At 74.8% G+C, this 25720-nt stretch carries 21 protein-coding genes; 15 read left to right on the forward strand and 6 right to left on the reverse strand.

Features of this window, described 5'->3' with window-relative positions; translation table 11 throughout:
- Positions 1–22: 22 nt before the first annotated feature.
- Positions 23–3817 carry a M12 family metallo-peptidase gene (locus BKA05_RS07175; RefSeq protein WP_179530821.1) on the forward strand — a complete coding sequence of 1265 codons (3795 nt, stop codon included), beginning with the start codon at positions 23–25 and terminating at the stop codon, positions 3815–3817.
- Between the two features lie 15 nt (positions 3818–3832).
- On the opposite strand, the gene BKA05_RS07180 is transcribed toward BKA05_RS07175, so the two are convergent.
- Positions 3833–4633 (reverse strand): Fpg/Nei family DNA glycosylase, encoded by an 801-nt coding sequence (locus BKA05_RS07180; RefSeq protein WP_179530822.1) that lies wholly within the window; start codon positions 4631–4633, stop codon positions 3833–3835.
- The gene (locus tag BKA05_RS07185) at positions 4633–9330 is read right to left on the reverse strand and encodes an ATP-dependent helicase (protein ID WP_343045556.1); all 4698 of its coding nucleotides are present in this window, start codon (positions 9328–9330) and stop codon (positions 4633–4635) included. Before BKA05_RS07185 ends, BKA05_RS07180 begins: the two co-directional genes overlap by 1 nt.
- An 85-nt stretch (positions 9331–9415) precedes the next feature.
- Here BKA05_RS07185 and BKA05_RS07190 point away from each other — a divergent pair, with 85 nt between their 5' ends.
- Entirely contained in the window at positions 9416–10183 is a 768-nt protein-coding gene (locus tag BKA05_RS07190; RefSeq protein WP_179530824.1) for a class I SAM-dependent methyltransferase, read from the forward strand.
- Complete coding sequence (locus BKA05_RS07195) at positions 10180–10593, forward strand: hypothetical protein (RefSeq protein WP_343045557.1); 414 nt, start codon at positions 10180–10182, stop codon at positions 10591–10593. Before BKA05_RS07190 ends, BKA05_RS07195 begins: the two co-directional genes overlap by 4 nt.
- A gap of 72 nt (positions 10594–10665) precedes the next feature.
- Here the strand turns inward: BKA05_RS07195 and BKA05_RS07200 are convergent, their stop codons facing one another.
- Both BKA05_RS07200 and BKA05_RS07205 read right to left on the reverse strand, forming a co-directional pair.
- Positions 10666–10974, reverse strand: a complete 309-nt coding sequence (locus tag BKA05_RS07200) for a hypothetical protein (protein WP_179530825.1) — start codon at positions 10972–10974, stop codon at positions 10666–10668.
- A gap of 147 nt (positions 10975–11121) precedes the next feature.
- Complete coding sequence (locus BKA05_RS07205; protein ID WP_179530826.1) at positions 11122–14061, reverse strand: type II toxin-antitoxin system Rv0910 family toxin; 2940 nt, start codon at positions 14059–14061, stop codon at positions 11122–11124.
- A gap of 92 nt (positions 14062–14153) precedes the next feature.
- Here BKA05_RS07205 and BKA05_RS07210 point away from each other — a divergent pair, with 92 nt between their 5' ends.
- Genes BKA05_RS07210 through BKA05_RS07220 form a run of 3 tightly spaced genes read left to right on the forward strand, consistent with a single transcriptional unit; the run spans position 14154 to position 16768 of the window.
- On the forward strand, positions 14154–15116 hold the full coding sequence (locus BKA05_RS07210) for an ABC transporter ATP-binding protein (RefSeq protein ID WP_425489694.1): 963 nt from the start codon (positions 14154–14156) through the stop codon (positions 15114–15116).
- The gene (locus BKA05_RS07215) at positions 15116–15952 is read left to right on the forward strand and encodes an ABC transporter permease (protein ID WP_179530827.1); all 837 of its coding nucleotides are present in this window, start codon (positions 15116–15118) and stop codon (positions 15950–15952) included. The genes BKA05_RS07210 and BKA05_RS07215 overlap by 1 nt, the downstream gene beginning before the upstream one ends.
- Positions 15953–16768 carry an ABC transporter permease gene (locus BKA05_RS07220; protein WP_179530828.1) on the forward strand — a complete coding sequence of 272 codons (816 nt, stop codon included), beginning with the start codon at positions 15953–15955 and terminating at the stop codon, positions 16766–16768.
- On the opposite strand, the gene BKA05_RS07225 is transcribed toward BKA05_RS07220, so the two are convergent.
- On the reverse strand, positions 16734–16883 hold the full coding sequence (locus BKA05_RS07225; protein ID WP_179530829.1) for a hypothetical protein: 150 nt from the start codon (positions 16881–16883) through the stop codon (positions 16734–16736). The genes BKA05_RS07220 and BKA05_RS07225 overlap by 35 nt on opposite strands.
- Positions 16884–16996: 113 nt before the next feature.
- On the opposite strand from BKA05_RS07225, the gene BKA05_RS07230 reads away from it, so the two are divergent.
- The 5 genes from BKA05_RS07230 to BKA05_RS07250 are packed head-to-tail and all read left to right on the forward strand — an operon-like array spanning position 16997 to position 20965.
- On the forward strand, positions 16997–17536 hold the full coding sequence (locus BKA05_RS07230) for a DinB family protein (protein WP_179530830.1): 540 nt from the start codon (positions 16997–16999) through the stop codon (positions 17534–17536).
- A gap of 22 nt (positions 17537–17558) precedes the next feature.
- The gene (locus BKA05_RS07235; RefSeq protein WP_179530831.1) at positions 17559–17753 is read left to right on the forward strand and encodes a DUF3046 domain-containing protein; all 195 of its coding nucleotides are present in this window, start codon (positions 17559–17561) and stop codon (positions 17751–17753) included.
- Entirely contained in the window at positions 17750–19057 is a 1308-nt protein-coding gene (locus BKA05_RS07240; RefSeq protein ID WP_179530832.1) for an MFS transporter, read from the forward strand. The genes BKA05_RS07235 and BKA05_RS07240 overlap by 4 nt, the downstream gene beginning before the upstream one ends.
- A gap of 4 nt (positions 19058–19061) precedes the next feature.
- Positions 19062–19913, forward strand: coding sequence for an S-methyl-5'-thioadenosine phosphorylase (locus tag BKA05_RS07245; RefSeq protein ID WP_179530833.1), 852 nt, complete (start codon positions 19062–19064; stop codon positions 19911–19913).
- Positions 19913–20965, forward strand: a complete 1053-nt coding sequence (locus BKA05_RS07250) for an NAD-dependent epimerase/dehydratase family protein (RefSeq protein WP_179530834.1) — start codon at positions 19913–19915, stop codon at positions 20963–20965. The genes BKA05_RS07245 and BKA05_RS07250 overlap by 1 nt, the downstream gene beginning before the upstream one ends.
- A gap of 1 nt (position 20966) precedes the next feature.
- On the opposite strand, the gene BKA05_RS07255 is transcribed toward BKA05_RS07250, so the two are convergent.
- Positions 20967–22370: a hypothetical protein gene (locus BKA05_RS07255; RefSeq protein ID WP_179530835.1), complete on the reverse strand. Its 1404-nt coding sequence runs from the start codon at positions 22368–22370 to the stop codon at positions 20967–20969.
- Between the two features lie 129 nt (positions 22371–22499).
- Between BKA05_RS07255 and BKA05_RS07260 the strand changes: the two genes are divergently transcribed.
- The 4 genes from BKA05_RS07260 to BKA05_RS07275 are packed head-to-tail and all read left to right on the forward strand — an operon-like array spanning position 22500 to position 25709.
- Positions 22500–23213 (forward strand): glycosyltransferase family 2 protein, encoded by a 714-nt coding sequence (locus BKA05_RS07260; protein WP_179530836.1) that lies wholly within the window; start codon positions 22500–22502, stop codon positions 23211–23213.
- Complete coding sequence (locus tag BKA05_RS07265) at positions 23210–23896, forward strand: TIGR04282 family arsenosugar biosynthesis glycosyltransferase (RefSeq protein WP_179530837.1); 687 nt, start codon at positions 23210–23212, stop codon at positions 23894–23896. Before BKA05_RS07260 ends, BKA05_RS07265 begins: the two co-directional genes overlap by 4 nt.
- Entirely contained in the window at positions 23893–24561 is a 669-nt protein-coding gene (locus tag BKA05_RS07270) for a class I SAM-dependent methyltransferase (protein WP_179530838.1), read from the forward strand. Before BKA05_RS07265 ends, BKA05_RS07270 begins: the two co-directional genes overlap by 4 nt.
- Before the next feature lie 5 nt (positions 24562–24566).
- On the forward strand, positions 24567–25709 hold the full coding sequence (locus tag BKA05_RS07275) for a molybdopterin-dependent oxidoreductase (RefSeq protein WP_179533042.1): 1143 nt from the start codon (positions 24567–24569) through the stop codon (positions 25707–25709).
- The last annotated feature ends 11 nt before the right edge of the window (positions 25710–25720 follow it).

The raw sequence follows: 25720 nt of genomic DNA on the forward strand, positions 1-25720 counted from the left end.
CCTCGCGGGTCGTTGCCCCGGCGTGCCCCTCACCCGCGTGCGCCCCACGCCCCTCGTGCTGCTCCTGGTCGCCGCTCTCGGGTTGGTGCTCCCGGCTCTGGTGGTCGCGCCGGCCACCGCGGAGACGATCGGCGACGGGGGGAGCCGCGACACCGACCGTCGGGTGGGTCTGTTCTCCGCGGTGGAGGGCTACGCACTGCCACCTGCGGACCGTGTCGACGGTGCCCCGGTGCGGGTGCGCCCCGACACCTACGCGGCCTACCGCCTCGACGTGGCCGGGCTCGCGCGCCAGCTGGCTGGTGCGGCCCCCGGCGCCCGCAGCGTCCGGGTGCAGGTGCCCGGCCCGGACGGTGCCGCCCGCACGCTGTCGGTCGTGGAGGACCCGGTCCTGCAGGCAGGCCTCCAGGCCGCGCACCCGGAGATCCGCACCTACGCCGGCCACGTCGTCGGAGACCCGCGCTCCTCCGTGCGGCTCGACGTCACCCCGCTCGGCTTCCACGCCTCCGTCCGCGGCCCCGAGGGCGCCTGGTCGGTCGACCCCGCGGTCGACGCGCCCGGGGAGACCACGCACGTGGTCTACGACCGGGCCGCGCTGCCCGGGGAGGACGAGCTGCACCGGGTCGCCGAGGGGCTGATCCGCGCCGCCGCGCCCGGTCGCGCGAGCGGGCTGCCCGCGGCCGCGCGGACCGCTCCGGGCGCGCTGGTCGAGCGGCGTACCTTCCGGTTGGCGCTGGTCACCGACCCGGCCTACGCCCGCTACTTCGGCAGCGGTGGCCAGCCGGCCGACCCCGACATCGTGCTCGCCCAGAAGGCGGTGCTGATGAACCGGGTCAACCAGATCTACAACGACGACCTCGCCATCCACATGGTGCTGGTCGACGGCAGCGAGGCGCTCAGCCTCGACACCGCGGCGAAGGCGACCGGGCCCGATGGGCCGTGCGGCGCGAGCGCCTGCTTCGACGCCGCCGACCTCGACCCGGAGACCGGCGGCTGCAGCGGGGCCCTGCTGACCCGCATGCAGTTCGTGGCCGGGCAGATCATCGGCGCCGACCACTACGACGTCGGTCACCTGATGCTCGGCATCAACGGCGGCGGCGTCGCCTACCTCGGCGCCGTGGGCGGTGCAGACAAGGCGGGCGGCTGCACGGGCCTGCCGTTCCCGAACGGCGACTTCATGGCCATCGACTACGTCGCCCACGAGCTGGGCCACCAGTTCGCCGGCAACCACACCTTCAACGGCACCCAGGGCGCGTGCTCGGGCGGCAACCGCAACGGCGGCACCTCGGTCGAGCCCGGCTCGGGCTCCTCGGTGATGGCCTACGCCGGCATCTGCGACACCGACGACCTCCAGCCGCACACCGACCCCGCCTTCTCCCAACGCACCATCGACGAGGTCACCGCGCACGTCACCGACTCCCCGGGCGTCTTCGACGAGGTCCAGACGATCTCGATGACCGGCTTCGACGACGTCGAGGAGCTGACCTTCCACTACCCGGGCGCCGAGCCGATCACGATCGGCACGTCCTTCCTGGAGTACAACTCCCTCAACATCTCCAGCACCGTCTACCGGCTGACCGGCTTCCGCCCCACCGTCGTCGGGTACGACGCGCTGCTGCCGCCCGTGAGCGCGGACGGCTTCACGCTGCAGTTCAACGTCTCGGCGGGCCGCGGCGTCGACGTCGAGCGGGTCACCGTCACCGGTGACGCGCCCGGCTTCACGGCGACGACCGGTGTGCAGGTGCAGGGCGGTCCGGGCACCAACCAGGGCTTCCTCGTCGAGGAGACCGCCAACCACGCGCCCACCGTGACCGCCCCGGCCGACCGCACCATCCCGCTGCGCACCCCCTTCGAGCTCACCGGCTCCGCGACCGACGCGGACGGTGACGCCCTGACCTACCTGTGGGAGCAGAACGACACCGGCGGCACCACCGGGACCCAGCTCACCAGCAGCTCGACCGCCTCCGGGCCGCTGTTCCGGGTCTTCGGCACCGCTGCAGACGTCTCGCGGGAGGAGTCGCTGACCTACGGCTCCCCGGACCTCAACCTCGCCACCGACGACCCGAGCCGCTCCTTCCCGGACCTCGCGCAGGTGCTGAGCGGCAACACCAACGCCGCCACCGGGTCCTGCCCGGCGGCCTCCGGCGAGGTGCTCGCGCCCGAGGTCGTCGAGTGCTACTCCGAGCGGCTGCCCACCGCGACCCGGTCGCTGTCGTTCCGGCTGACGGCCCGGGACGGCTTCGCGACCGGCGGCGGGACGCAGTACGACGACGTGACGCTGAGCGTCGGGTCGGCCGGCCCGTTCCGGGTCACCTCCCAGCCTGCCGCGACGGTCGTGGAGGGCGGCACCCCGGGCACCGTGACCTGGGACGTCGCGGGCACCAGCGCTGCGGCGTACGCCCCGCAGGTGCGGATCCTGCTCTCCACCGACGGCGGCGCGACCTTCCCGACCGTGCTGGCGACGACCGCCAACGACGGCAGCGAGCAGGTCACCTGGCCGCGGACAGCGACCGAGCGGGCCCGGCTGCGGATCGAGGCGGTCGACAACTACTTCTACGACGTGAACCGCGCCGACTTCACGATCGAGTCGCCGGTACGGCTCACCGTTCCCGCCTCCGCCGCGGTGCAGCACTCCGACCCGCTGCTCGACACCGAGGGCGAGCCGCTGACCGTCGAGGTGACCGGCGCCGATGCCGACACGCTCGACGCGCTCGAGGTCGCGGTGACCGGTATCAGCGGCGTGAGCGCCGTGCGCCGCGGGGGCAGCGGCGTCTTCGGCGTGGTCGGCGGCCTCACCGACGCACCGGGGACCGCGGAGGCGACGGTCACCGTGACCGGTCCCGAGGACCTGCTGGTGGAGGAGTCCTTCCCGGTCACCGTGACGCCCGAGGACCTCGACGTGCGGTGGACCGGCCCGAGCGTCGCTCGGCTCGACGAGCCGGTGACGCTGAGCGTCGCGCTCGCCGAGCCCGACGACGGCTCGGCCGGTGACCCGCGCACCGCTGCGGTGACGCTGGTCGACCGCGACGGCGGCGAGCTCTGCACGGCCACGACCGCCGGCACCGCGGCGGCCGCCACCGCCTCGTGCACGATCACCCCGACCGGGGAGCCGCGCACGATCACCGTCGGCACGGTCGTCACCGGCACGTACGCCGCCGACGACCCGACCGACGACGTGGCGCTCGACCTGGTCGTGACCGTGGTCGACGACGTGGCGCCGGAGACCTCCTTCGTGACGGCGCCGGCAGAGATCCTGTCCAGCAAGCGGCTGTCGGCCTCGCTGCTGTCGTCGGAGGCCGGCTCGACGTTCCGCTGCACGCTGGACGGCAAGGCCCTGCCGTGCGCGGACGGGGCCGTCGACCTCGCCCGTGTGAAGAGCGGCACCCGCGTGCTCGAGGCCGCTGCAGTGGACGAGGCCGGGAACATCGACACGACCCCGGTGCGCGCGGTCGTCGCCGTGCCCTACGGCCCCGGCACGCTGAAGAACCTCACCGGCTGGAAACGTGTGAAGACCGAGTCCGCCTTCGGCGGCTCGTTGTGGCGCAGCGACCCCCGGGGGGCGCTGCTCACCACCAAGAGCAAGGTCAAGAGGGCCGACGTGCTCGCGCTGGTCGTCTCGACCGGCCGCAAGGCGGGCTCGATCACCGTCGACCTCGGGCGTCGGGACCTCGGCCGCTACTCGCTGAAGACCGACGAGACCCAGGAGCACGTCGTGCTGCTGCTGCACCTCGACAAGCGACGCAGCGGCAAGCTCGAGATCCGCACACTGAGCAAGAAGGACGTGGAGATCGAGGGGATCGCCTGGCTCACCCGGCCGTGAGACCGGCCCCGGTGGTCAGGCGGGGGTCTCCGGCTGGCAGCGCGGGCACCAGTAGATCGCCCGCTCCCTGCCGGCCGGGCCCTGCATGTCCACGGCGACCGGGGTGCCGCAGCGGCGGCAGGGGGAGCGGTCGCGGCGGTAGACCCACATCCGCTCCCGCTCGCGCAGGTCGCCGGTCGTGGACTGGACGGCCCGCTCCTTGTTGAGCTCGAGCATCTGCTTGCCGCGCCGCAGCATCCGCGGCAGGCCGGTCAGCTCGCCGACGGGTCGCCGCGGGTGCACCCCGGAGACGAAGCAGAGCTCGGCGACGTACATGTTGCCGAGGCCGGCGAGGTTGGTCTGGTCGCGCAGCGCGTCGCCCACCTCGCGGTCGGGCTGGGACAGCAGGCGCCGCAGCGCCTCTGGCTCGTCCCAGTCCGGGCCGAGCAGGTCGGGGCCGAGGTGACCCACGACCCCGAGCTCGGCGTCGGTGGGCAGCAGCTCCACGACGCCGAGGCTGAAGCCGACCGCGACCTTGGCCTCGGACTCCAGCACCACGCGGGCCTGGTGGGCCGGCCGCGGCCAGCGACGGCCGTGGTCGAGGACCCGCCAGGCGCCCTCCATCTTCAGGTGGGTGTGCAGCGTCCAGGCCAGACCGTCGTGCTCGATGCGGGTCAGGATGTGCTTGCCGCGCGGCAGCGTCGTGAGCACCAGCCCGCCGGACAGGTCGGTGGTCGCGTGCTGGGGGACGCGGAAGTCGGTGCGCGTGAGACGGCGGCCCGACAGCTCGCGGTCGAGCAGCCGGGCGGCCCGGAAGACGGTGTCGCCCTCGGGCATCAGCGGCGCCCGGGGCCGGGGTGCAGGCGCAGGCCGCGCGGGGTGGAGACGAAGCCGGCCTCGGTCAGCGCGGTGCGCAGCGGGGTGGTGCCGGAGCCGAGCAACGGCTCGCCGTCGGCCTTCTCCACCGTCATCCGACCCAGGGCCCCGCGGGCCGCGGCGTCGGCGAGGGAACGGGCAGCCAGGCCGAGCAGCTGGGGGTCGTCGCTGAAGGTGAGCAGGGTCTTGCCGCCGCGCTCGACGTAGAGGACCAGGCGTCCGTCGACGATCACGACGAGGGCGCCGGCCTTGCGGCCGGGGCGGTGGCCGGCCCCGCCCTCTTCGGCGCTGGAGCGCTCGGGCCAGGGCAGGGCCGCGCCGTACGGGTTGGCGGGGTCGGTCGCGGCCAGGGCGACCGACACGACCTCGGCATCACTGCTGCTCGTGGGGGCGGCGTCCGGGCCGGTGGTGGGCTCGGAGAAGGTGCGCAGCCGGTCGATGGCGCCGACGGTGCCGAACTGGGCGGCGCCGAGGCCGGAGACGAAGTAGCCGCGGCGGCAGCGTCCGGAGTCCTCGAAGGCGGCCAGCACCTTGTAGACCGCCGCGAAGCCGCCGGGGATGCGCTCGCTGGCGACGGCGCCGCGGGTGATCACGCCGTGCCGGTCGAGCAGGTGCTCGGCGGCGGCGTGGGCCCGGCGGGTGGGGTCGGTGTCGAGCTCGGGAAGCAGCGCCCAGCGCCCGGCGGTCTCGGGCGGACCGGTGCGGGCGCCGGTGGCGCGCAGCCGGCCGGCCGAGCCGGTGGTCGAGGCCAAGCGCGGACGCGCGGGCGCGCGCTTGGTGCGGTGGGTGGTGCCGCCACCCCGGGTCAGCGCCCGCAGCGGGGCCAGGGTGTCGCCGGCGACCCGGCCCGACCACACCAGCTGCCACAGGGTCCTGGTGAGGACGTCGTCGGTGGCGCTGACCCCGGCGGCCTCGACCTGCTGGGCCAGCTGGCGGAAGAACCACGCGCCACCGCCGGCCAGCGCGGCGAGCACCGCCTCGGCGGCCTCGCTGTGGTCGAAGGGCACCGGCTCGGGCAGCGTGAGCGGCGCCTGGTCGGCCAGGTGCAGGCTGACCCAGCCGTCGTTGCTGCCGAGCGCACCGTGGCCGACCCACAGCACCTCGCCGGAGGCGGTGAGCTCGTCGAGCATGGCCGGCTCGTAGTCGCGGACCCGGGAGGCCAGCACGAGCGGCTCCAGGGCGCTGGCGGGGACGGCGCAGCCGGCGAGCTGGTCGACCGCGGCGAGCAGGCCATCGAGGCCGCGCAGGCCGCGCTTGCCGGAGACGTGCTGCCAGGCAGTGCCGAAGCGGCCCAGCGCCTCGGGCTCGACCGGCTCCACCTCCTTGCGCAGCCGGGCCAGCGAGCGGCGACGCAGCTTGCGCAGCACCTCGGCGTCGCACCACTCGGTGCCGGCGCCGGAGGGTCGGAACTCACCATCCAGCACGCGCCCCTGGGCCGCCAGGCGCTGCAGGGTCAGCCGGACGACGGAGACCCCGAGCCCCAGCCGGGTGGCCACCTCCTCGGCGGTGAACGGGCCGTGGCTGCGCGCGTGCCGGGCGACAAGGTCGGAGAGCGGGTCCTCGACTGGGTCGGCGAAGACGTCGGGGGTGCCGGGCGGGACGGGGACACCGAGGCCGTCGCGCAGCCGGCCGACGTCCTCGATGGCGGCCCAGCGCTCCTCGCCACCGAGGCGGACCTCGACGGCCCGACGGGCGGTGGCCAGGTCGAGCGCCCACTGCTTGACGTCGGCGTCGGGCACCGAGCGGGCGACCAGCTCCTCGGTCGTCAGCGGGCCGAGCAGCCGCAGCAGGTCGGCGACACCCTCGGCGTCGCGGACCCGACGGTCCTCGGCGGTGCGCTGGAGCTCGGCCTCGACCTCCTCGAGCACCGCGGGGTCGAGCAGCTCGCGCAGCTCGGCGCGACCGAGCAGCTCGGCGAGCAGGCCCTGGTCGAGGGAGAGGGCCGCGGCCCGCCGCTCGGCGATGGGGGAGTCGCCCTCGTAGACGAACTGGGCGACGTACCCGAAGAGCAGCGAGCGCGCGAACGGCGACGGCGCGTGGGTGGGGACGTCGACGACGGAGACCTCGCGGCGCTCCACCCGCCGCATCAGCGAGACCAGGCTGGGCAGGTCGTAGACGTCCTGGAGGCACTCGCGCACGGCCTCGAGGACGATCGGGAAGGAGGGGTACTTCGAGGCGACCTCGAGCAGCGCGGCCGAGCGCTGGCGCTGCTGCCACAGCGGGGAGCGACGCCCGGGGTCGCGGCGCGGCAGCAGCAGGGCGCGGGCGGCGCACTCGCGGAACCGGGAGGCGAAGAGCGCGGAGCCGCCGACCTCGGCGGTGACGATCTCCTCGATCTCGTCGGGCTCGAAGGCCACCACGTCGGCGCCGGGCGGCTCGGCGTCGGTGTCGGGGATGCGGACCACGATGCCGTCGTCGCTGGCCACCGCCTGCCCGTCGACGCCGAACCGCTCCCGCAGCCGGGCGTTGATCGCCAGCGCCCAGGGGGCGTGGACCTGGGTGCCGTACGGCGAGTGGAGCACCAGCCGCCAGTCGCCGAGCTCGTCGCGGAACCGCTCGACCACCAGCGTCTGGTCGCTCGGCAGCACCGAGGTGGCCTCCATCTGCTCGTGGAGGTAGTCGACGAGGTTGGTCGAGGCCCACTCGTCCAGGCCCTGCTCGCGGACCCGGGCCTCCGCCTGCTTGCGCGGCACGGAGCCGAGCTCGCGCACCAGCGCTCCGACGGCCTGCCCGAGCTCGGCGGGGCGGCCGAGGCCGTCGCCCTTCCAGAACGGCAGCCGGCCCGGGATGCCGGGGGCCGGGGTGACCAGGACGCGGTCGTGGGTGATGTCCTCGATGCGCCACGAGGTCGCGCCGAGCGCGAAGACGTCGCCGACGCGGGACTCGTAGACCATCTCCTCGTCGAGCTCGCCGACCCGGGCGCCCCCGCCACCGCTCCCTGAGCCTGTCGAAGGGCCGCCGACGAGGAACACGCCGAACAGGCCGCGGTCTGGGATGGTGCCGCCGCTGGTGACCGCGAGCCGCTGCGCGCCCGGACGAGCGGTGAGCTGCCCGGTGACACGGTCCCACACCATGCGCGGGCGCAGCTCGGCGAACTCGTCGGAGGGGTAGCGACCGGTGAGGAGGTCCAGCACGGCGTCGTACGCCGAGCGCGGCAGACCGGTGAACGGCGCGGCGCGGCGGACCAGGTCGTAGAGGGCGTCGACGTCCCACGCCTCCATGGCGGTGGCGGCGACGAGTTGCTGGGCGAGGACGTCGAGGGGGTTGGTCGGCACCCGCATCGACTCGATGGCGCCGGTGCGCATCCGCTCGACCGCGACGGCGGTCTGGGCCAGGTCGCCGCGGTGCTTGGGGAAGAGCACGCCGCGGGAGACCTCGCCGACCTGGTGGCCGGCGCGGCCGACGCGCTGCAGGGCGCTGGCGACGCTGGGCGGGGACTCGATCTGGACGACGAGGTCGACCGCGCCCATGTCGATGCCGAGCTCGAGGCTGCTGGTGGCGACCACGGCGGGCAGGCGACCGCGCTTGAGGTCGTCCTCGATGAGGGCGCGCTGCTCCTTGGAGACCGAGCCGTGGTGGGCGCGGGCCAGCACCGGCGCCCCCGGGTTGTCGGTCGAGCTCGTCGAGACCCCGGACTGCGCCATCACCTCGGCGGGCATCCGCGTCTGCTGTCGAGGCACCACGTCGCCGGGCTCCGGCTCGACGCCGGCGCGCTCGGCGGCGATCTCGTTGAGCCGGGCGGTGAGCCGCTCGGAGAGACGCCGGGAGTTGGCGAAGACGATGGTGGAGCGGTGGGCCTCGATGAGGTCCGCGACGCGTTCCTCGACGTGCGGCCAGAGGCTGTTGTCGCGGCCGCCGCCCTCGGAGTCGCCGGTGCCGTCGGGGTCGTCGAGGTCCTGGACGCCGCCGGGGTTGGTCATGTCCTCGACGGGGACGACGACGGAGAGCTCCCACTCCTTGCTCGAGGGCGGGGCGACGATCTCGACCGGGGCGCTGCCGCCGAGGAACCTGGCGACCTCCTCGAGCGGGCGCACGGTGGCGGAGAGGCCGATGCGCTGGGCGGGGGAGTCGAGCATGGCGTCGAGACGCTCGAGGCTCAGCGCGAGGTGGGCGCCGCGCTTGGTGCCGGCGACGGCGTGCACCTCGTCGATGATCACCGTGCGCACGCCGCGCAGCGACTCGCGCGCCTGGCTGGTGAGCATGAGGAACAGCGACTCGGGCGTGGTGATGAGGATGTCGGGCGGCTTGGTGGAGAGGCGTCGCCGGTCGGCCGCGCTGGTGTCGCCGGAGCGGACGCCGACCTGGACGTCGGAGACGCTGGTCTCCAGCCGCTCGGCGGTGTGGCGGATGCCGGTCAGCGGGGCGCGCAGGTTGCGCTCGACGTCGACGGCCAGCGCCTTCAGCGGACTGACGTAGAGGACGCGGCAGCGCTCCTGCGGGTCCTCGGGCGGGGTGCCGGTGAGCACCTGGTCCAGCGACCAGAGGAACGCGCTGAGCGTCTTGCCGCTGCCGGTGGGGGCCACCACCAGCGCGTGCTTGCCGGCGCCGATGGCCTGCCAGGCGCCGACCTGGGCAGGGGTGGGCTCGGCGAAGGCTGCGCGGAACCACGTCCGCGTCGGCTCGCTGAACTCCTCCAGCACGTCGGCACCCCTGCTCACCCGCTCATCCTGTCCGATGGCACCGACAGTCCTCTCGCCTGATCGGGTAGGGCCGCTTCGTGGAGGTGCCTGAAAAGGTGGGGGCATGTCTCGTGGGTGGGGTGGCCAGGGCCAGGCGGCGGCGTACGCCGCGACGTGCGCGCGGCTGTGCGCCGGGGCGCACCCGGCGCTGCTGTCGGCGCTCCGACCGCTGACCGGGCGGCGCGTGCTCGACGTCGGCGCCGGGGACGGTCGACTGGCGCGGGTCCTGCGCGGGGCGGGAGCCCACGTCGTCGCGGTCGACCCGGACCCCGAGATGGCCGGGCTCACGGTGGGCCTGCCGGACCTGCCCTTCGAGGACGGTGCCTTCGACCTCGTGGTCGCCGCGTTCGTGGTCAACCACCTCGACGATCCGCGCGCGGGCGTCGCCGAGCTGGCCCGTGTCACCGCGCCCGGCGGTCGCGTGCTCGCGACGATCTGGCCGTCGGGTGCCAACGCCCAGTCGCGGATGTGGCAGCGGGTGCTCGACGCCGTGGGGGTCGTCCCGGCGCCGGGCGTGCGGCTGCCCGAGCACCTCGACTTCCCGCGGACCGTGCAGGGTCTGCAGGACCTCCTGGCCGATGCCGGGCTCGACGCCGACGCGCACCCGATCACCTGGACCCACCGCGGCCCGGTCGACGAGCTGTGGGACGGCGCGGCTGCCGGCATCGGTGGCATCGGGGCGACGGTCGCCGCGCAGCCGGTCGAGGTGCGCGAGCGGTTGCGGGCGGCGTACGAGCAGGAGGTGCGGGCCCTCGTCGTCGACGACGAGCTGTGCTTCACCACCGAGGCGGTGCTGGGCGTGGGCGTGGCGCCGGGGAGGATGAGGGAGTGAGGTTCACCGAGCACGAGATGACGACCGCGCTGCAGGGTGCCGTGCGCGCCGGACTGGCCGAGGACCCCGACGAGGCGAAGGCCGCGTGGGAGGAGCTGGACAGGTTCACGCGCTTCCAGACGCTGACCCTCATCGGCGACCAGGTGCTGCCGGTGCTCGTCGGACTGCCGGACGTCACGGTGGAGCCGGGCACGCGCGCGGAGTACGACGACGAGACCGTCGCCTCGGTCGCCGGCCCGCTGCTGGCCGCCGAGTGGGACCGCTCGCAGGGTGACGGCTCCTGGGAGGCCCAGCCCGCCGAGGACCGCGACGCCTACCTCGACCACCGGGTCGGGCTGGTGCAGGAGGTGCTCTCGCACCTGCCGCCGCGGCAGGACCCGGACGCGCTCATCGTGCCGGACCACCTGTAGGGCACGCGGTGGAACCAGACGGGCCGGCGTCACGGAACCGGACGGACCGAGCAGCCGCCCATGAGCGTCAGGTCAGTCCCAGCCCATCGTCCACGAGGCATCCTGCGGCCGCGGTGACGCGTCCTCCGGCAGGTCGTGCCGCAGCCGGTTGAGGTAGTCCTGCGGGACGTCCACGCCTGCCTCGCCCAGCTCCGCAGCGGACGGCAGCCGGTCGTCGAGCAGGCCGAACGGCTCGCCCCTGCGGTAGAGCAGGGAGACCACGCCCGCCTCAGCCAGCTCCAGCAGGCGCGGCTGGTCGATGCCTGCAGCGCGACAGAAGTCGTGCACGAGCACCACACCGGTGGTCGGCAGCAACTTCTTGCGGGGCGGTTCGTCCCTCATGACTCCAGTGTCACCGCCGTGTCCACCGCTCGACTTCGCGCCATCGCTCGTACGAGAACAGGCACAACGGCGGATGCAGCCGTCCGTCGCGGCGCGACGACCCGGGGATCCGTGCGTTGTGCCTGTCTTCGTACGCATCAACCGGCGCTAGCGTCCGGTCCACCTCGGGGGCCGCTTCTCCGCGAAGGCGGCGACGCCCTCGCGGGCGTCGTCGCTGAGGATCACCGGGCTGGCCATCTCGCTCTGCCGGGTGAACGCCTCGTCGACCGGCCAGGCGGGAGCGGCGTCGATGATCTGCTTGCCCACCCGCACCGACAGCGGGGCGTTGTCGGCGACCTGACGCGCCAGTTCCAGCGCCGCCACCAGGGCGCGGCCGTCCGGGACGACCCGGTTGACCAGGCCCAGCTCGTGCAACCGCTGCGCCGAGACCGGCTCGCCCAGCAACGCGATCTCCAGCGCCACCGCCCGCGGCAGCCGCGTCGCCGTGCGCAGCAGACCTCCGGCGGCGGCCAGCAGGCCGCGCTTGACCTCCGGCAGGCCGAAGGTCGCCGCCTCGCCCGCCACCACCAGGTCCGCGCAGAGCGCCAGCTCGAAGCCGCCCGCCAGCGCCGAGCCCTCGACCGCGGCGATCGTCGGCTTCGTCGGCGGCAGCTCGGTGAGACCCAAGGGGCCGCGTCGCTCCGTCACCGGCACCTCGCCGCGGTGCGCGCCCGAGAGGTCCATCCCCGCGCAGAACGTGCCGCCGGCGCCGGTCAGCACGATCGCCCGGACCGCGTCGTCGGCCTCCACGTCGTCCACCGCCCGCTCCAGCATCCGTGCGGTGCGGGCGTCGATCGCGTTGCGCACCCGAGGCCGGTCCAGCGTGATCATCGCGACCGGGCCGTCGAGCGTGGTGTGCACCGGCGCCGCCGGCGCTTCCGGCAGCGGCACCCGCTCGTCCCCGAGCACCAGGTGACCGTCCTCCGAGCGCAGCACCCGGCGCAGGGCGTCGGTGCCGGTCAGCAGCGCCACGTCCTCCTCGGCCTCGCGCCGCAGCAGCACCCGGCTGCCGTCCTCGGCGATGGCCGAGACGACCACGCCCTCCACGCGCCCCTCCCGGTCGTGACCGACCGTCACGGCCTCCACGACCGCCGGGCCGTCGAGCTCGGTGACCACCGGCCGCGGCGCCGGCCGGTCCACCGTCGGGCGCAGGTGCGCGAACGGCCGAGCAGGCGGCGTGGCGGAGTAGACCCCGAGCGCGTGCTTCGTGGCGTACCAGCCCAGCGAGCTCGACAGCCCCACCTCGTCGGGTCGCTCGCGCAGCTGCGGGACCATCGTCGCGATGGCGTGCAGGCCGTAGCCGTTGCCCGGACCACCCGCCGACGTCAGCCCGCCCGTGACGCTGAGCGGCCGTGCCGGGTCCTGCCACGGCAGCCCCAGCGCCTGCGCGCCGAGCTGCACCGCGGCCGGGAAGCAGGAGTAGAGGTCCACCGGCCCCAGCTCGTCGGCCCGGACCCGGGCGTGCTCCAGTGCCGCCCGGCCGGCTGCGGCGATGGCGGGGGAGGAGGCCAGGTCCGCCCGCTCGGAGACGAACCACTCGTCGGTCGCCGAGGCCCCGGAGTGGAGGAACACCCACTTCTCCTGCGGTACGCCGAGCGCGGCTGCCGCGGCCACGCTGGTCACCACCACGCCGGCTGCCAGGTCTACCTGCAGGTTGGCGCACATCAGCTTCGTGTACGGGTCCGAGACGGCCCGGTTGGCCGGCGTCACCGTCGCGATCTCCTCGGCCGTGCGCGCCGTCGGGTCCCACGCGTAGGGGTTCTCCGCCGCGACCGCGCTGTGCCGCGCCCACAGGTCCGCGATCGCGGCCCGGTGCTCGGCCTCGTCGGTGCCGGCGGCACCCCGCAGCGCGGACTCGATCAGCGCGTAGACGTAGATCGGCGCCCCCAGCCCCACGCTCGTCTCCGCCTCGTTGTTGGCCGGCCGGTCGACGCCGATCACCCGGTCCGGGGCGGCGTCGTCGGGCTGCCGGGTCCACTGCGGCTCGCGCCCCTGCGCCTGCAGCGCCGCGACGGTCGCCCCGGCCTCCGCGCCGCTCACCAGCACCACGTGCGCGTCGCCGTTCACGACCCGGTCGGCGGCGTCGTTCATCGCGAGCTGTCCGCCGTCACCGCCGTACGCCGACGTCTGCACGGTCCGCGCCTCCTCGGCTCCCACGAGCGAGGCGACCAGGCCCGCCTGGTCGGGGTAGGTCCACGAGGCGCTCGGCACGGCGTACACCAGGTCGGCGCGACCCAGCACGTCCACGCCCGCGTCGCGCTCGGCCGCGCGCAGCGCCTCGACGGCGGAGGCCACCGGCTCCACGGGAGCATCGAGGTCGGGCGTGCGCCGCACGACCTGGCCGACCCCGATCACCACCGGCGTGGTCGGCTCCAGCAGCGCCCCCGTCCGCTCGTGCAGCACCGGCTCGTCGGCCACTCGCAGCCGGGCACCACCCTCGGCGTCCCCGAGCAGCTCGGCCACCCGCGCCAGCGAGTCGGCCAGCGCGACCTCCACGCTGCGCACGGCCGTGAGGCCCACCGGCCCCTTGACCGGCGGGCCGTCCAGCGCCCCGTCGAGTCGTACGCCGCTGCCCGCGGGCGTCGGTACGACGGAGGCCCACAACCCGACCGTGATGCCCATCGGGCCGGTGCCCCGCAGCTCGAACCCGTCCGCGTCGACCCGCGCCACGCTCCACCGCGCCTGCGCGGGGATGTCCATCAGCGAGATCTGCTGGGTGAACTCCGCGCCCGTCTCCATCCGGCTCGGCCGCTCGCCGCGCCACGAGCGGTGCAGGGTCAACCACTCGTGCACCCGGTCGAGGTCGGTCAGCAGCCCCACCACCTCCGCGGGGGCTGCCGTCACCGTGCCGGTCGCGTGGACCCGGCGGGCGTAGTCGGCCGCACCCTCGGGCTCGGCGATCGACACCCCGGGATCGGCCACGGACCGATCGGTGCCCGGCCGGAGCCGGGACGCCACGTCGCCGGCCACCACCTTCGCGGTCTGCGCCAGCACGGGGGCCAGCGTGGTGACGGTGCCGAGCACCCGGGTGCGACGCGAGGAAGGCATGGGCGTCACCGTAGAGGGAGGTGGGTGCAGCGCGTGGCGGGTCTCGGTGCGGCGCGCATACCCCGCCAGGGATCGCGTCCTAGGGTGAGGGCGTGAGCACAGGTGTGCCGGCCTCGGGAGCCGGCTCGATGATCCACGCGGCGGGACTTCGCAAGAGCTTCGGAGGGTTCGAGGCGGTGCGCGGGATCGACGTCGACGTACGTCCGGGGGAGGCCTTCGGGTTCCTCGGGCCCAACGGGGCCGGCAAGTCCTCGACGATGCGGATGATCGCGGCGGTGTCGCCGGTCAGCGGCGGCACGCTGCGCATCCTGGGCATGGACCCGGCGACCGACGCCCAGCAGATCAAGGCCCGCATCGGCGTCTGCCCGCAGGAGGACACCCTCGACACCGAGCTGACGGTGCGCGACAACCTCGTCGTCTACGGCCGCTACTTCGGGCTGCCGCGGGCGGAGGTGCGCGAGCGGGCGCAGGAGCTGCTGGAGTTCGTGCAGCTCACGGAGAAGGCCGACGCGATGGTCGACGACCTGTCGGGCGGCATGAAGCGCCGGCTGACCATCGCCCGCTCGCTGATCAACCGCCCCGACATCCTGCTGCTCGACGAGCCCACCACCGGCCTGGACCCCCAGGCCCGCCACGTCGTCTGGGACCGGCTCTTCCGGCTCAAGCAGCAGGGCGTGACGCTGGTGCTCACCACCCACTACATGGACGAGGCCGAGCAGCTCACCGACCGGCTCGTGGTGATGGACAAGGGGGTGATCGTTGCCGAGGGCTCGCCGCTGGACCTGATCGCCGCCCACTCCACCCGCGAGGTCGCCGAGCTGCGCTTCCCGGTGCCCACCGACGGCGGCACCCACCAGCCGCTGGCCGAGAAGGTCGCCGACCTGGCCGAGCGCGTCGAGGTGCTGCCCGACCGGCTGCTGCTCTACACCGCCGACGGTGAGGAGACGGTCGCCAAGGTGCACGAGCGCGGCCTGCAGCCGATCGCGACCCTGGTGCGGCGCTCGACCCTGGAGGACGTCTTCCTGCGGCTGACCGGCCGGACGCTGGTCGACTGATGACGAGCACGGAGCCACCGAAGACCGCGCGCGCCACGCAGGCCACCGCGCCCCGGGGCACGATCGACGGCGCCCTGCGACTGCTGGACTACTGGACGACGGCCTACCGGCGTACCTGGAAGGGCAGCGTCGTGTCGTCCTTCGTCACCCCCCTGCTCTACGTCGTGGCGATGGGCGTGCTGCTGGGCGGCTTCGTGGAGGCCGACCCCGACACGCTCGAGGGTGCGACGAGCTACCTCGCGTTCGTGGTGCCGGGGATGGTCGCTGCCCAGTCGATGACGCTGGTCTTCGGCGAGGTGACCTACCCCGTCATGGGGATGATCAAGTGGAACCGCACCTACTACGCCATGACCGCGGGCCCGCTCGGTGTCGAGCACGTGATCCTGGCCCACCTGGGCTTCGTGGCCTTCCGCGTCGCGGTCAGCGCGGCGGTGTTCCTCGCCGTCGTGACGCCCTTCGGGGTGCACGAGTCGTGGTGGGGCGTGCTGCTCGCCTTCCCCGTCCAGGTGCTCATCGGGCTGGCCTTCGCCGCCCCGATCTACGCGTTCTCGGCCGGGCTGAGGAGCGAGAGCGCCTTCGCGCTGGTCTTCCGGCTCGGGATGATCCCGCTGTTCCTGTTCTCCGGGGCGTTCTTCCCCGTCAGCAACCTCGACCAGCCGCTGGAGTCGCTGGCGGTCATCACGCCGCTGTGGCACGGGGTGGACCTGACCCGGATGCTCACCCTCGGCACCCTCGAGGTCGGCCCCGCCCTGGTCCACGTCGCCTACCTGGGTGCCCTGGTGGTGCTCGGCTGGTGGTGGGCCCAGCGCCGGCTCCAGCGACGGATGGTGGTCTGAGTGGCGATCACGACCGCGACCGCGGCACGCAGCATCGCCCGGCACCCGTTGGGCCCCACCGGCGCCGCCGCGCTGCTGGTGCAGCGCAACTACCTGGCCTACCGACGGGTCTGGTACATCTTCGCCTCCGGCTTCCTCGAACCCGTCTTCTACCTGCTCAGCATCGGCATCGGCGTCGGCACCCTGGTCAGCGGCTTCGAGGTGGGCGGGCAGGAGATCCCGTACGCCGAGTTCGTCGCCCCCGGCATGCTGGCCGCCTCCGCGATGAACGGCTCGGTGCTGGACTCGACGTTCAACTTCTTCTTCAAGCTCAAGTTCAACAAGCTCTTCGACCAGATGCTGGCCACGCCGCTGACCACGCTCGACATCGCCCGCGGCGAGCTGTCCTGGTCGCTGATGCGCGGAGGCGCCTACTCCGCGGCGTTCCTGCTGGTGATGCTGGCCATGGGGCTGGTCTCCTCGTGGTGGGCCCTGCTCGTGGTCCCCGCTGCCCTGCTCATCGGTGCCGCGTTCGGCGCGGTCTGCATGGCGCTGACGACGTGGATGCGCTCGTGGCAGGACTTCGAGTTTGTCACCTTGGCCACGCTGCCGATGTTCTTGTTCTCGGCGACCTTCTTCCCGGTCACGGCCTACCCCGGTGTGCTGCGCTGGGTCGTCGAGGCGACGCCGCTCTACCGAGGCGTCGTGCTGTGCCGCGAGCTGACGACGGGCACGGTGTCGTGGGACTCCGCGGTCTCGGTGGTCTACCTCGTCGCGATGGTGGTCGTGGGACTGCTGCTGGTCAGGCGTCGACTGGACCGGCTGCTGCTGACCTGACGCCTGCCGGCTCGGGTGCCTCGCCCGCGGCGAAGGCCCGTCCGACGGCGACGGCCAGCGGCAGCGGGGCCAGGACCCACACCAGCGCGAGGGCCACGAGGAGGACGGTGATCATGTCCCCGACTGTCCTCCTGGGCGCTCCACGATCGATGCACGTGCGCGCCACGACACGACAAGAGTTCGACACCGGATCTCCACAGGACATCCCCGTCTGCCACGCTGCTGCCCATGAGTGAGGGGTTGCGCGACACCAAGGACTGGACCTGGGTGCTGGAGCGCCCCTGCGAGCAGTGCGGCTTCGACGCCGCCGGGGTCGCCCGGCACCAGATCGGTGCCCGGCTGCGTGCCGGGATGCCCGCCTGGCACCGCTTGCTGTCCGGGCCGACCGCCACCCGGCGCCCCGACCCGACCACCTGGTCGCCGCTGGAGTACGCCTGCCACGTGCGTGACGTGCACATCGTCTTCAGCGCCCGGGTCGCGATGGTGCTGTGCCAGCACGACCCGGAGTTCGCCAACTGGGACCAGGACGAGACCGCCGAGTCGCAGGCGTACGCCGAGCAGGACCCGGCCACGGTGGCCCGAGAGCTCGCCGAGGAGACCGAGCGGGTCGCGGCGACCTACGACGTCCTCGACCCGACCGACGAGGCGCTGTGGGCCCGACCGGCCCGACGCAGCAACGGGTCCGTCTTCACCCTGGACTCGCTGGCGCGCTACCACCTGCACGACGTCGAGCACCACGTGTGGGACGTCCGCCCGGCCGGCTCCTGAGGCCGTCGGGGATGATGGCCGCGTGCGGCACACGGAGTTCTGGGAGCGGATGGACCACGCGCTGGGGCAGGCCTCGGCGCGGTCCTGGGCGAGCCTGACCGTGATCGCCGGCCTCGGCGGCCGCACGGTGCAGGAGGCGCTGGACGCCGGCGTCGCCCCCAAGGAGGTCTGGGCCGAGGTCCACGGCTTCCTCGGCCTCCCGGCGACCCTGCGGTGACCGCGGGCAGCACGCGCCCCGACCCGGCGGCGGCCACCTCGACGCCCGACCGGGCGGCCGCCCAGCGGCGTACCGTCCGTGTGCTGGTCGCGACCCAGGCGGTCGGCGCGGTCGGCATCACCATCGGCATCGCGACCGCGTCGCTGCTGGCCCGCGACATCTCCGGCAGCGAGTCCCAGGCCGGGCTGGCGCAGACCTTCCAGGTGCTCGGCGCGGCCGTCGCGGCGTACCTCCTGGCCCGCTTGATGAGCCTGCGCGGCCGGCGCATCGGCCTCGCCACGGGCTACCTCGTCGGCGCCGGCGGTGCGGTGCTGGCCGTGGTCGCCGGCGCCATCGGCTCGATGCCGCTCCTGCTTTTCGGGGCGCTGCTGCTCGGCGCGACGACGGCCGCCAACAGCGGGGCGCGCTACGCCGCGACCGACCTCGCCGAGCCGCTGCACCGCGGCCGGGCGCTCTCGGTCGTGGTCTGGGCGACCACCATCGGCGCCGTCGCCGGGCCCAACCTCACCGGCCCCGCCGCGGCGCTGGCCCGCGCGCTCGGGCTGCCCGAGCTCACCGGCCCGTTCGCCCTCGGCGCCATCGGCATGCTGCTGGCCTCGCTGCTGGTCGGCACCCTGCTGCGCCCCGACCCGCTGCTGCTCGCCCGCCGGATCGCCCACGACGAGGCCGACGCCGCGGGGGAGGTCGTCGGGGTGCCCACCGGCACGTCGTGGAGCCGGGTGCGCGCCGCGTTCGCCGAGCGGCCGGTGCTGGTGGCCGCCGTGCTCGGCCTGGTCGGCAGCCACGCCGCGATGGTCGCGGTGATGGTGATGACGCCGCTGCACATGGAGCACGGCGGAGCCGAGCTGCGGATCATCGGAGTGGTCATCAGCGTGCACGTGCTCGGGATGTTCGCCTTCTCCCCGCTGGTCGGGCTGCTCGCCGACCGCGTCGGCCGGGCACCGACGCTGGGGGCCGGGGGAGTGCTGCTGGTGCTGTCGCTGCTGCTCTCCGGCGCGGCGCCCGAGGGCAGCTCGTGGCAGATCTTCACCGGCCTGTTCCTGCTCGGCCTCGGCTGGAGCTTCGGCACCGTCGCCGCCTCCACCCTCATCGCCGACCACGCCCCGCTCGACGTCCGCGCCGACGTCCAGGGCGCAGCCGACCTGATGATGGGGCTGGGCGCGGCCGCCGCCGGCGGACTGGCCGGCGTCGTGGTCGGGACCCTGGGCTACGCCCACCTCTCCCACGGCAGCATCGGCCTGGCGCTGCTGGTGGTCCTCGCTGCGGTGCTCGCCCGGTCGGGGTCCGACCGCCTGGCACAGTGAGCGCATGACCTCCACGCAGGCCCCTCCGCCCGCTGCCGCAGCCGACATCGCCGTCATCGGCGGCACCGGCTTCTACTCCTTCCTCACCGACCCCGAGGAGGTGCGGGTCGAGACGCCGTACGGCGACCCCTCGGCACCCATCGCGATCGGCACCGTCGCGGGGCGCCGCGTCGCCTTCCTGCCGCGGCACGGTGCACACCACGACTTCCCGCCGCACGGGATCCCGTTCCGCGCCAACCTGTGGGCGCTGCGCTCCCTCGGCGTGCGCCAGGTCCTCGCGCCCTGCGCGGTCGGCGGCCTGCGCCCCGAGGTGGCGCCCGGCGACGTGGTCGTGCCCGACCAGCTGGTCGACCGCACCTACCGCCGGATCCCGTCCTTCGTGGAGAGCGGGGCGGTGCACCTGCCCTTCGGCGACCCCTACTGCCCGGGCCTGCGCGGCGCCGTGCTCGGCGCCGCGCCCGACGTCACCGACGGCGGCACGATGGTCGTCATCGAGGGCCCGCGCTTCTCCACCCGCGCGGAGTCGCGCTCCTACGCCGAGCAGGGCTGGACCCTGATCAACATGACCGCGCTGCCCGAGGCGGCGCTGGCCCGCGAGATGGGGCAGTGCTACGCCTCGATCGCGCTGGTCACCGACATGGACGCCGGCGCCGAGGAGGGCAGCGGGGTCAGCCAGGAGGAGGTCTTCGCGCTGTTCAAGGCCAACCTCGAGCGGCTCACCGGCCTGCTGGCAGCCACCATCGAGGCGCTGCCGGACCCCGACGGCTGCACCTGCGGGAGCTGGACCGACGGCGTCGAGCTCACCTATGACATCCCCGGCCAGACCCCCGGCGCGATTCCGGGCGGGGCCGCCTGATGCGGGTGCTCCTCACCGGCTCCGCGGGGTTCATCGGGGCCGCGGTCGCCGAGGCGCTCGAGGCCCGCGGCGACGAGGTCGTCCGGGTCGACGTGATGCTGCCGATGGCGCACGGCGCGACGGGCGCGCCCGAGGGCACCCACGCCCTCGACGTGCGCGAGGCCGCCACGTCCGCGGCGTGGGCCGGTCTGCTGCGTGGCGTCGACGCCGTGTGCCACCAGGCGGCCGTGGTCGGTGCCGGCGTCACGGTGGCCGACCTGCCGGCGTACGCCGGGCACAACGACCTGGGCACCGCCGCCCTGATGGCCGCGATGCACGAGGCCGGGGTGCAGCGGCTGGTCCAGGCCTCGAGCATGGTCGTCTACGGCGAGGGGCGCTACACCTGCCCCGAGCACGGCGAGCAGGTGCCGGGGGTGCGGGGGCGCGAGGACCTCGAGGCGGGACGCTTCGACAACCCGTGCCCCGTGTGCGGCGGCCCGCTGGCGTGGGCGCTCGTCGACGAGGACGCCCGGCTCGAGCCGCGGTCGAGCTACGCCGCCTCCAAGGTCGCCCAGGAGCACTACGCGACCGCCTGGGTGCGGCAGGCCGACGCGGCGGCGGTGTCGCTGCGCTACCACAACGTCTACGGCCCGGGGATGCCGCGGGACACGCCGTACTCGGGCGTCGCGGCGATGTTCCGCTCCTCCCTCGAGCGGGGCGAGGCGCCCCGGGTCTTCGAGGACGGCGAGCAGATGCGCGACTTCGTCCACGTCAGCGACGTGGCGCGGGCCAACGTCGCCTCCCTCGACGCGGTGCTGGAGGCGCCGGCGGGGCACCACCGCGCCTACAACGTGGCCTCGGGCCACCCGGTCGGCATCCGTCGGGTCGCCGAGCTGGTGGCGGAGGGGACCGGGCGCGACCTGGCCCCGGAGGTGACCGGCGGCTACCGGCTCGGGGACGTGCGGCACATCGTGGCCTCTCCCGAGCGGGCCCGGGTGGAGCTCGGGTTCAGCGCCGAGGTGCTGCCCGAGGTCGGGCTCCCGGCGTTCGCGACCGCGCCCCTGCGCGCCTGAGCTACCAGCTCGTGTAGGCCAGGTGCTGCAGTGCCAGCGCCGTGACGACCTGCGCGAGCAGGGCGGGCGAGCGCCAGCGCGGCGGCAGCAGGGCCACGGTGAGCGTCAGCCACGGCACGAACGGCACCCAGATCCGCTCGACCTCCGACTTGCTCATCCGGGAGGCGTCGGCGGCCAGGACGACCAGCAGCATCGCGCCGGAGAGCAGCACGACCACCCGCTCCGGCTCGGGCAGTCGCCGGCGCGCCAGGGTGCGTACCCGGGTCACCAGGACCCCGACGCCGCCCCACACGGCGGGGCCGGTGATGACGGCGAGGGCCGCGAGGTTGCCCCAGAGCCAGTACGACGCCGGGCGGATCGAGGCGATGCCCTCCCAGTAGCGGTCGTGCAGGACGGGGTAGGCCTCCCACCACGCGAACCCGGCGGCCGCGAAGCCGAGCACGGGCACGAGCGCGGCGCCCACCGCCACCGGGAGCACCGGCCCCCGCCAGGCGCAGCCGGCCCCGATGACCGCCAGGGCCACCAGCCCCACCAGGGGCATGCCGTAGGACATCAGCACCGAGCAGCCCAGCAGCAGGCCGGCGGCCGCCGACCAGCCCCAGCGTCCGGGCCCGGGCCCTGCGCGCCGGGTGGCCAGCGCGAGACAGGCCAGTCCCCAGGCGACGACGGCGCCGATGACGGCGTCGGCGGAGACCGCGACGAAGACCGCGACGGGCGACAGCGCGAGCGGCACGGCCAGGCGGCGGGCGACGTCGGGGACGCCGAGCGCCCGCAGCGCCACGAGCACCGCGACCGGCATCGACGCGCCGATGACGGTGACGACGACGCCGGCGGCCAGGTCGCCGCCCAGGCCCACCTGCACCAGGCCGACGAAGAACAGCAGCATCAGCGGCGGGTGCCCCGCGACGTGGGTGGGCCAGTTGCGCGGCGCGGCGTCGTAGGAGATGCGGTCGACGTACTCGCGCAGCAGCAGGCCCACGTCGTCGACCGCGCGGGCGGTGGGGAGGTACTCCACCGGGTGGCCGAGCACCCGCGAGAGGCCGCTGGGGCCGTCGACCAGCGCCAGCGAGAGGCACCAGCCCAGCGCGAGGAGGTACGTCGCGAGCAGCAGGCCCCGCCACGGCAGGACCCGCGCCCAGCGCGCTCCCCACCACCAGCCGCCCAGGCCCAGCACGAGCGCCGGGAGCGTGCCGGGGCCGAACCACTGCGGGGCGAACCACCCGTGCAGCGGCGGGACCAGCAGCTCGTCGACCGTCGAACGCGGCGCGCGGGTGTGCACCTCCCAGTCGACCAGGTGGGGGACCGTGAAGGCGGCCAGCACCAGCAGCGCGACGACCACCACGCCCGCGGTGGCCGCCCTGACGACCGCAGGGGGCGCGGACCGGGGGACCGCGGGGGAGGGCATGCCCGCGACTGTAGGGGGAGTCGCCCAGCGACCGCACCGCCCGCGCGCCGGGCGTCACGGTGCTGGCGTCACGAGGCCGTAAGAGTTGCCCCACCCCTGCGGTACCGCCGTCGGGCTACGGTCGCTGCCATGCCTGCACCCGACCCTGCCTCGCCGGTCGCCGACCCGGCGGCCGACCCGGTGGCCGGCCCCGTCGCGGACCTGGTGCTGCCGTGCCGGGACGAGGGCCCGGCGCTGGCGACGCTGCTGCCGCGGGTGCCCGCGCAGTTCCGCGTGATCGTGGTCGACAACGGCTCGACCGACGACACCGCCGAGGTCGCCGAGCGGCTCGGGGCGCACGTGGTGCGGGAGTCGACGCCGGGCTACGGCGCCGCGGTCCACGCGGGGCTGCTGGCCGCCACCCACGACCACGTCGCCTTCATGGACGGCGACGGCAGCTTCGACCCCGACCAGCTGCTGCCGATGCTCGACGACGTCCGCTCCGGCCGCGCCGACGCGGCGCTGGGCCGCCGCCGGCCGGTCGACCGTCGCGTCTGGCCCTGGCACGCCCGGCTGGGCAACAACCTCATCGTCTGGTGGTTGCGCCGGCGCCTGGGCATGGCCGCCCACGACATCGCGCCGATGCGGGTGCTGGACCGGCGTGCCCTGCTCGACCTCGACGTGCGGGACCGGCGCTTCGGCTACCCCGTCGAGCTGCTGCAGAAGCTGACGTCGGCCGGGTGGCGGGTCAGCGAGCACGACGTCGACTACCACCCCCGGGCCGAGGGCACCCGCTCCAAGGTCTCCGGCTCGGTACGCGGCACCGTCCGGGCCGCCCGCGACTTCTGGCGGGTGCTGTCATGACCGGCACCGCTGCTGCTCCTACCGGTCCGGTGCGGGCCCTGGTGCTCGCCAAGGCGCCGGTCGCCGGCCACGTGAAGACCCGGCTGGGCGCCGACGTCGGCCTCGGGCGGGCGGCCGAGCTGGCCGCGGCCGCGCTGCTGGACACGGTGGAGGCCTGCACGGCGGCGTACGGCGCGGAGCACTGCCACCTGGCGCTCGCCGGCGACCTCGCCGACGCGGTCGCCGGCCCCGAGCTGCTCGCAGCCACCCGGGGGTGGCACGTGCACCCCCAGCGCGGCGGCGGCTTCGACGAGCGGCTGGCCGCGGCCCACGCCGACGTCGCGACCAGCGGGCCGGGCCCGGTGGTGCAGGTCGGCATGGACACCCCGCAGCTCACCCCCGACCTGCTGGCAGTGGTGGTGGCCGGCCTCGAGCGACACGACGCCGTGCTGGGGCCGGCCGAGGACGGCGGCTGGTGGGTGCTGGCGCTGCGCGACCCGCGCGATGCCACGGTGCTCGCCGGGGTCGAGATGTCGACCGAGCACACCCACGACGACACCCTGGCCGCGCTGCGTGCCCGGGGCCTGGACGTCGGAACCGCGCCGGTGCAGCGCGACGTGGACACCGTCGCCGACGCCGACCAGGTCGCCGCCGGCTGCCCCACCACCCGGTTCTCCCGGGCATGGCTGGGGGTCGAGGCATGAGCCTCGCCGAGGAGGTCCCGGACCTGCACGACCGCTCGTTCAGCACCCTGTTCAGCCATGCCCTGCGCGGCGTGCCCTGCCGGGTGCTCGGCCTGGACGGCGGGCCCGCCGAGCTGCCCGTCCACGACTGGACACGGGAGGCCGACGCCCACGACGAGGCGCTCCTCGCCGAGTGTGTCGGCGACACGCTCGACGTCGGCTGCGGGCCCGGGCGGCTCGCGCAGCGGCTCGCCGAGCGACGCGATGGGCGGGTGCTGGGCATCGACGTGGTCCCCGAGGCAGTGGCGCAGACCCGGGCGCGCGGGGTGGTCGCGCTCCAGGGCAGCGTCTTCGACCCGGTCCCGCGGGAGGGCCGCTGGCACACCGTGCTGCTGGCCGACGGCAACGTCGGCATCGGCGGCGACCCGCTCGCGCTCCTGGCCCGGTTGGGTGAGGTGGTCGCGCCCGACGGACGTGTCGTCGTGGAGCTCGCCGCTCCTGGCGTGCCCTCGACGACCCGCTGGGCGCGGCTGGAGCTGGCCGGCACCACCAGCAGGCCGTTCCGCTGGTCGGTCGTCGGCGTCGACGGGGTGCTCGGCCTGGCCCGCGCGACCGGGTGGGCGGTCACGACCCGGGCCCCGTTCGCCCCCCAGCGCTGGCTGGCCGTCCTGGAGCGACGGCCGTGACGACCATGCCGACGGTCCGCGAGACCTCGCACCTGCGCAGCGCCGCGGTGGCCGCGCGGGTCGGGCGATGGCTCGGCATCTGCTTCGGCATCGCCTTCCTCACCGGGCTGGTCAGCCACTACGCGCAGAACCCCTCCCAGCCGATCCCCTTCCCGACCAACCCGTCGTGGGGCTACCGCCTCACCCAGGGGCTGCACGTCACCGCCGGCATCGCGTGCATCCCGCTGCTGCTGGTCAAGCTCTGGAGCGTGCTGCCGCTGCTGGTGCGCGGGCTCCCGGCCGACTGGGCCGGCCGGGCCCGTGACGGTGCCGAGCGGGCCTCCATCGCGGTGCTCGTCTCGGCCTCGGTCTTCCTGCTGGTGACCGGGCTGCTCAACTCCACCCAGTGGTACCCCTGGGACTTCTCCTTCCGCCGCAGCCACTACGCCCTGGCGTGGATCGCCACCGGTGCCCTGCTGCTGCACCTGGCCGTCAAGCTGCCCACCATCCGTGAGGCGCTCGGGCGCGACGTCGACGACACCGCCCTGGACCGGCCCGAGGCCGTGGTCCGCGGCGGTCTGAGCCGCCGCGGCCTGCTGCGCTCGACGTGGGTCGCCGCGGGCCTGGCCGTGCTGGCCACCGCGGGCTCGACCGTCCCGTGGCTGCGGCGCGTGTCCGTCCTGGGGGTCCGTTCCGGGGACGGCCCGGGCGGGGTGCCGGTCAACCGCACCGCGGCCGCAGCCGGGGTCGAGGAGTCGGCGTCGTCACCGGCGTACCGGCTGGTGGTGGGGTACGCCGGCACCACCGTCTCCCTCACCCGCGACGACCTGCTGGCCATGCCGCAGCGCTCCGAGGAGCTGCCGATCGCGTGCGTCGAGGGGTGGAGCGCCTCGGCGGTGTGGACCGGCGTGCGGCTGCGCGACCTCCTCGACCTCGTCGACGCCCCGCGCGGGGCCGAGGTGGTGGTGACCTCGCTGCAGGAGAGGGGCGCGTTCCGCGCGACCCTGCTGCAGGGCAACTTCGCCGACGACGACCGCACCCTCGTCGCGCTCGCGCTGTCCGGCGAGCCGCTGGACCTCGACCACGGCTACCCGGCCCGCCTCATCGCGCCGAACCGGCCCGGCGTCCTGCAGACCAAGTGGCTCTCGCGGCTGGAGGCGGTCACATGAGCGGCGGTGAG

Origin of the sequence: Nocardioides marinus (assembly GCF_013408145.1) — a bacterium.
Taxonomy (GTDB): domain Bacteria; phylum Actinomycetota; class Actinomycetes; order Propionibacteriales; family Nocardioidaceae; genus Nocardioides; species Nocardioides marinus.

Excerpts from the sequence above, each read along its gene's own strand:
- BKA05_RS07200 (WP_179530825.1), bottom strand. The coding sequence starts at position 10,974 with ATGAGGGACGAACCGCCCCGCAAGAAGTTGCTGCCGACCACCGGTGTG.
- BKA05_RS07265 (WP_179530837.1), top strand. The coding sequence starts at position 23,210 with ATGACCGGCACCGCTGCTGCTCCTACCGGTCCGGTGCGGGCCCTGGTG.
- BKA05_RS07260 (WP_179530836.1), top strand. The coding sequence starts at position 22,500 with ATGCCTGCACCCGACCCTGCCTCGCCGGTCGCCGACCCGGCGGCCGAC.
- BKA05_RS07205 (WP_179530826.1), bottom strand. The coding sequence starts at position 14,061 with ATGCCTTCCTCGCGTCGCACCCGGGTGCTCGGCACCGTCACCACGCTG.
- BKA05_RS07180 (WP_179530822.1), bottom strand. The coding sequence starts at position 4,633 with ATGCCCGAGGGCGACACCGTCTTCCGGGCCGCCCGGCTGCTCGACCGC.
- BKA05_RS07250 (WP_179530834.1), top strand. The coding sequence starts at position 19,913 with ATGCGGGTGCTCCTCACCGGCTCCGCGGGGTTCATCGGGGCCGCGGTC.
- BKA05_RS07275 (WP_179533042.1), top strand. The coding sequence starts at position 24,567 with ATGCCGACGGTCCGCGAGACCTCGCACCTGCGCAGCGCCGCGGTGGCC.
- BKA05_RS07230 (WP_179530830.1), top strand. The coding sequence starts at position 16,997 with ATGAGTGAGGGGTTGCGCGACACCAAGGACTGGACCTGGGTGCTGGAG.
- BKA05_RS07245 (WP_179530833.1), top strand. The coding sequence starts at position 19,062 with ATGACCTCCACGCAGGCCCCTCCGCCCGCTGCCGCAGCCGACATCGCC.
- BKA05_RS07255 (WP_179530835.1), bottom strand. The coding sequence starts at position 22,370 with ATGCCCTCCCCCGCGGTCCCCCGGTCCGCGCCCCCTGCGGTCGTCAGG.
- BKA05_RS07225 (WP_179530829.1), bottom strand. The coding sequence starts at position 16,883 with ATGATCACCGTCCTCCTCGTGGCCCTCGCGCTGGTGTGGGTCCTGGCC.
- BKA05_RS07215 (WP_179530827.1), top strand. The coding sequence starts at position 15,116 with ATGACGAGCACGGAGCCACCGAAGACCGCGCGCGCCACGCAGGCCACC.
- BKA05_RS07190 (WP_179530824.1), top strand. The coding sequence starts at position 9,416 with ATGTCTCGTGGGTGGGGTGGCCAGGGCCAGGCGGCGGCGTACGCCGCG.
- BKA05_RS07270 (WP_179530838.1), top strand. The coding sequence starts at position 23,893 with ATGAGCCTCGCCGAGGAGGTCCCGGACCTGCACGACCGCTCGTTCAGC.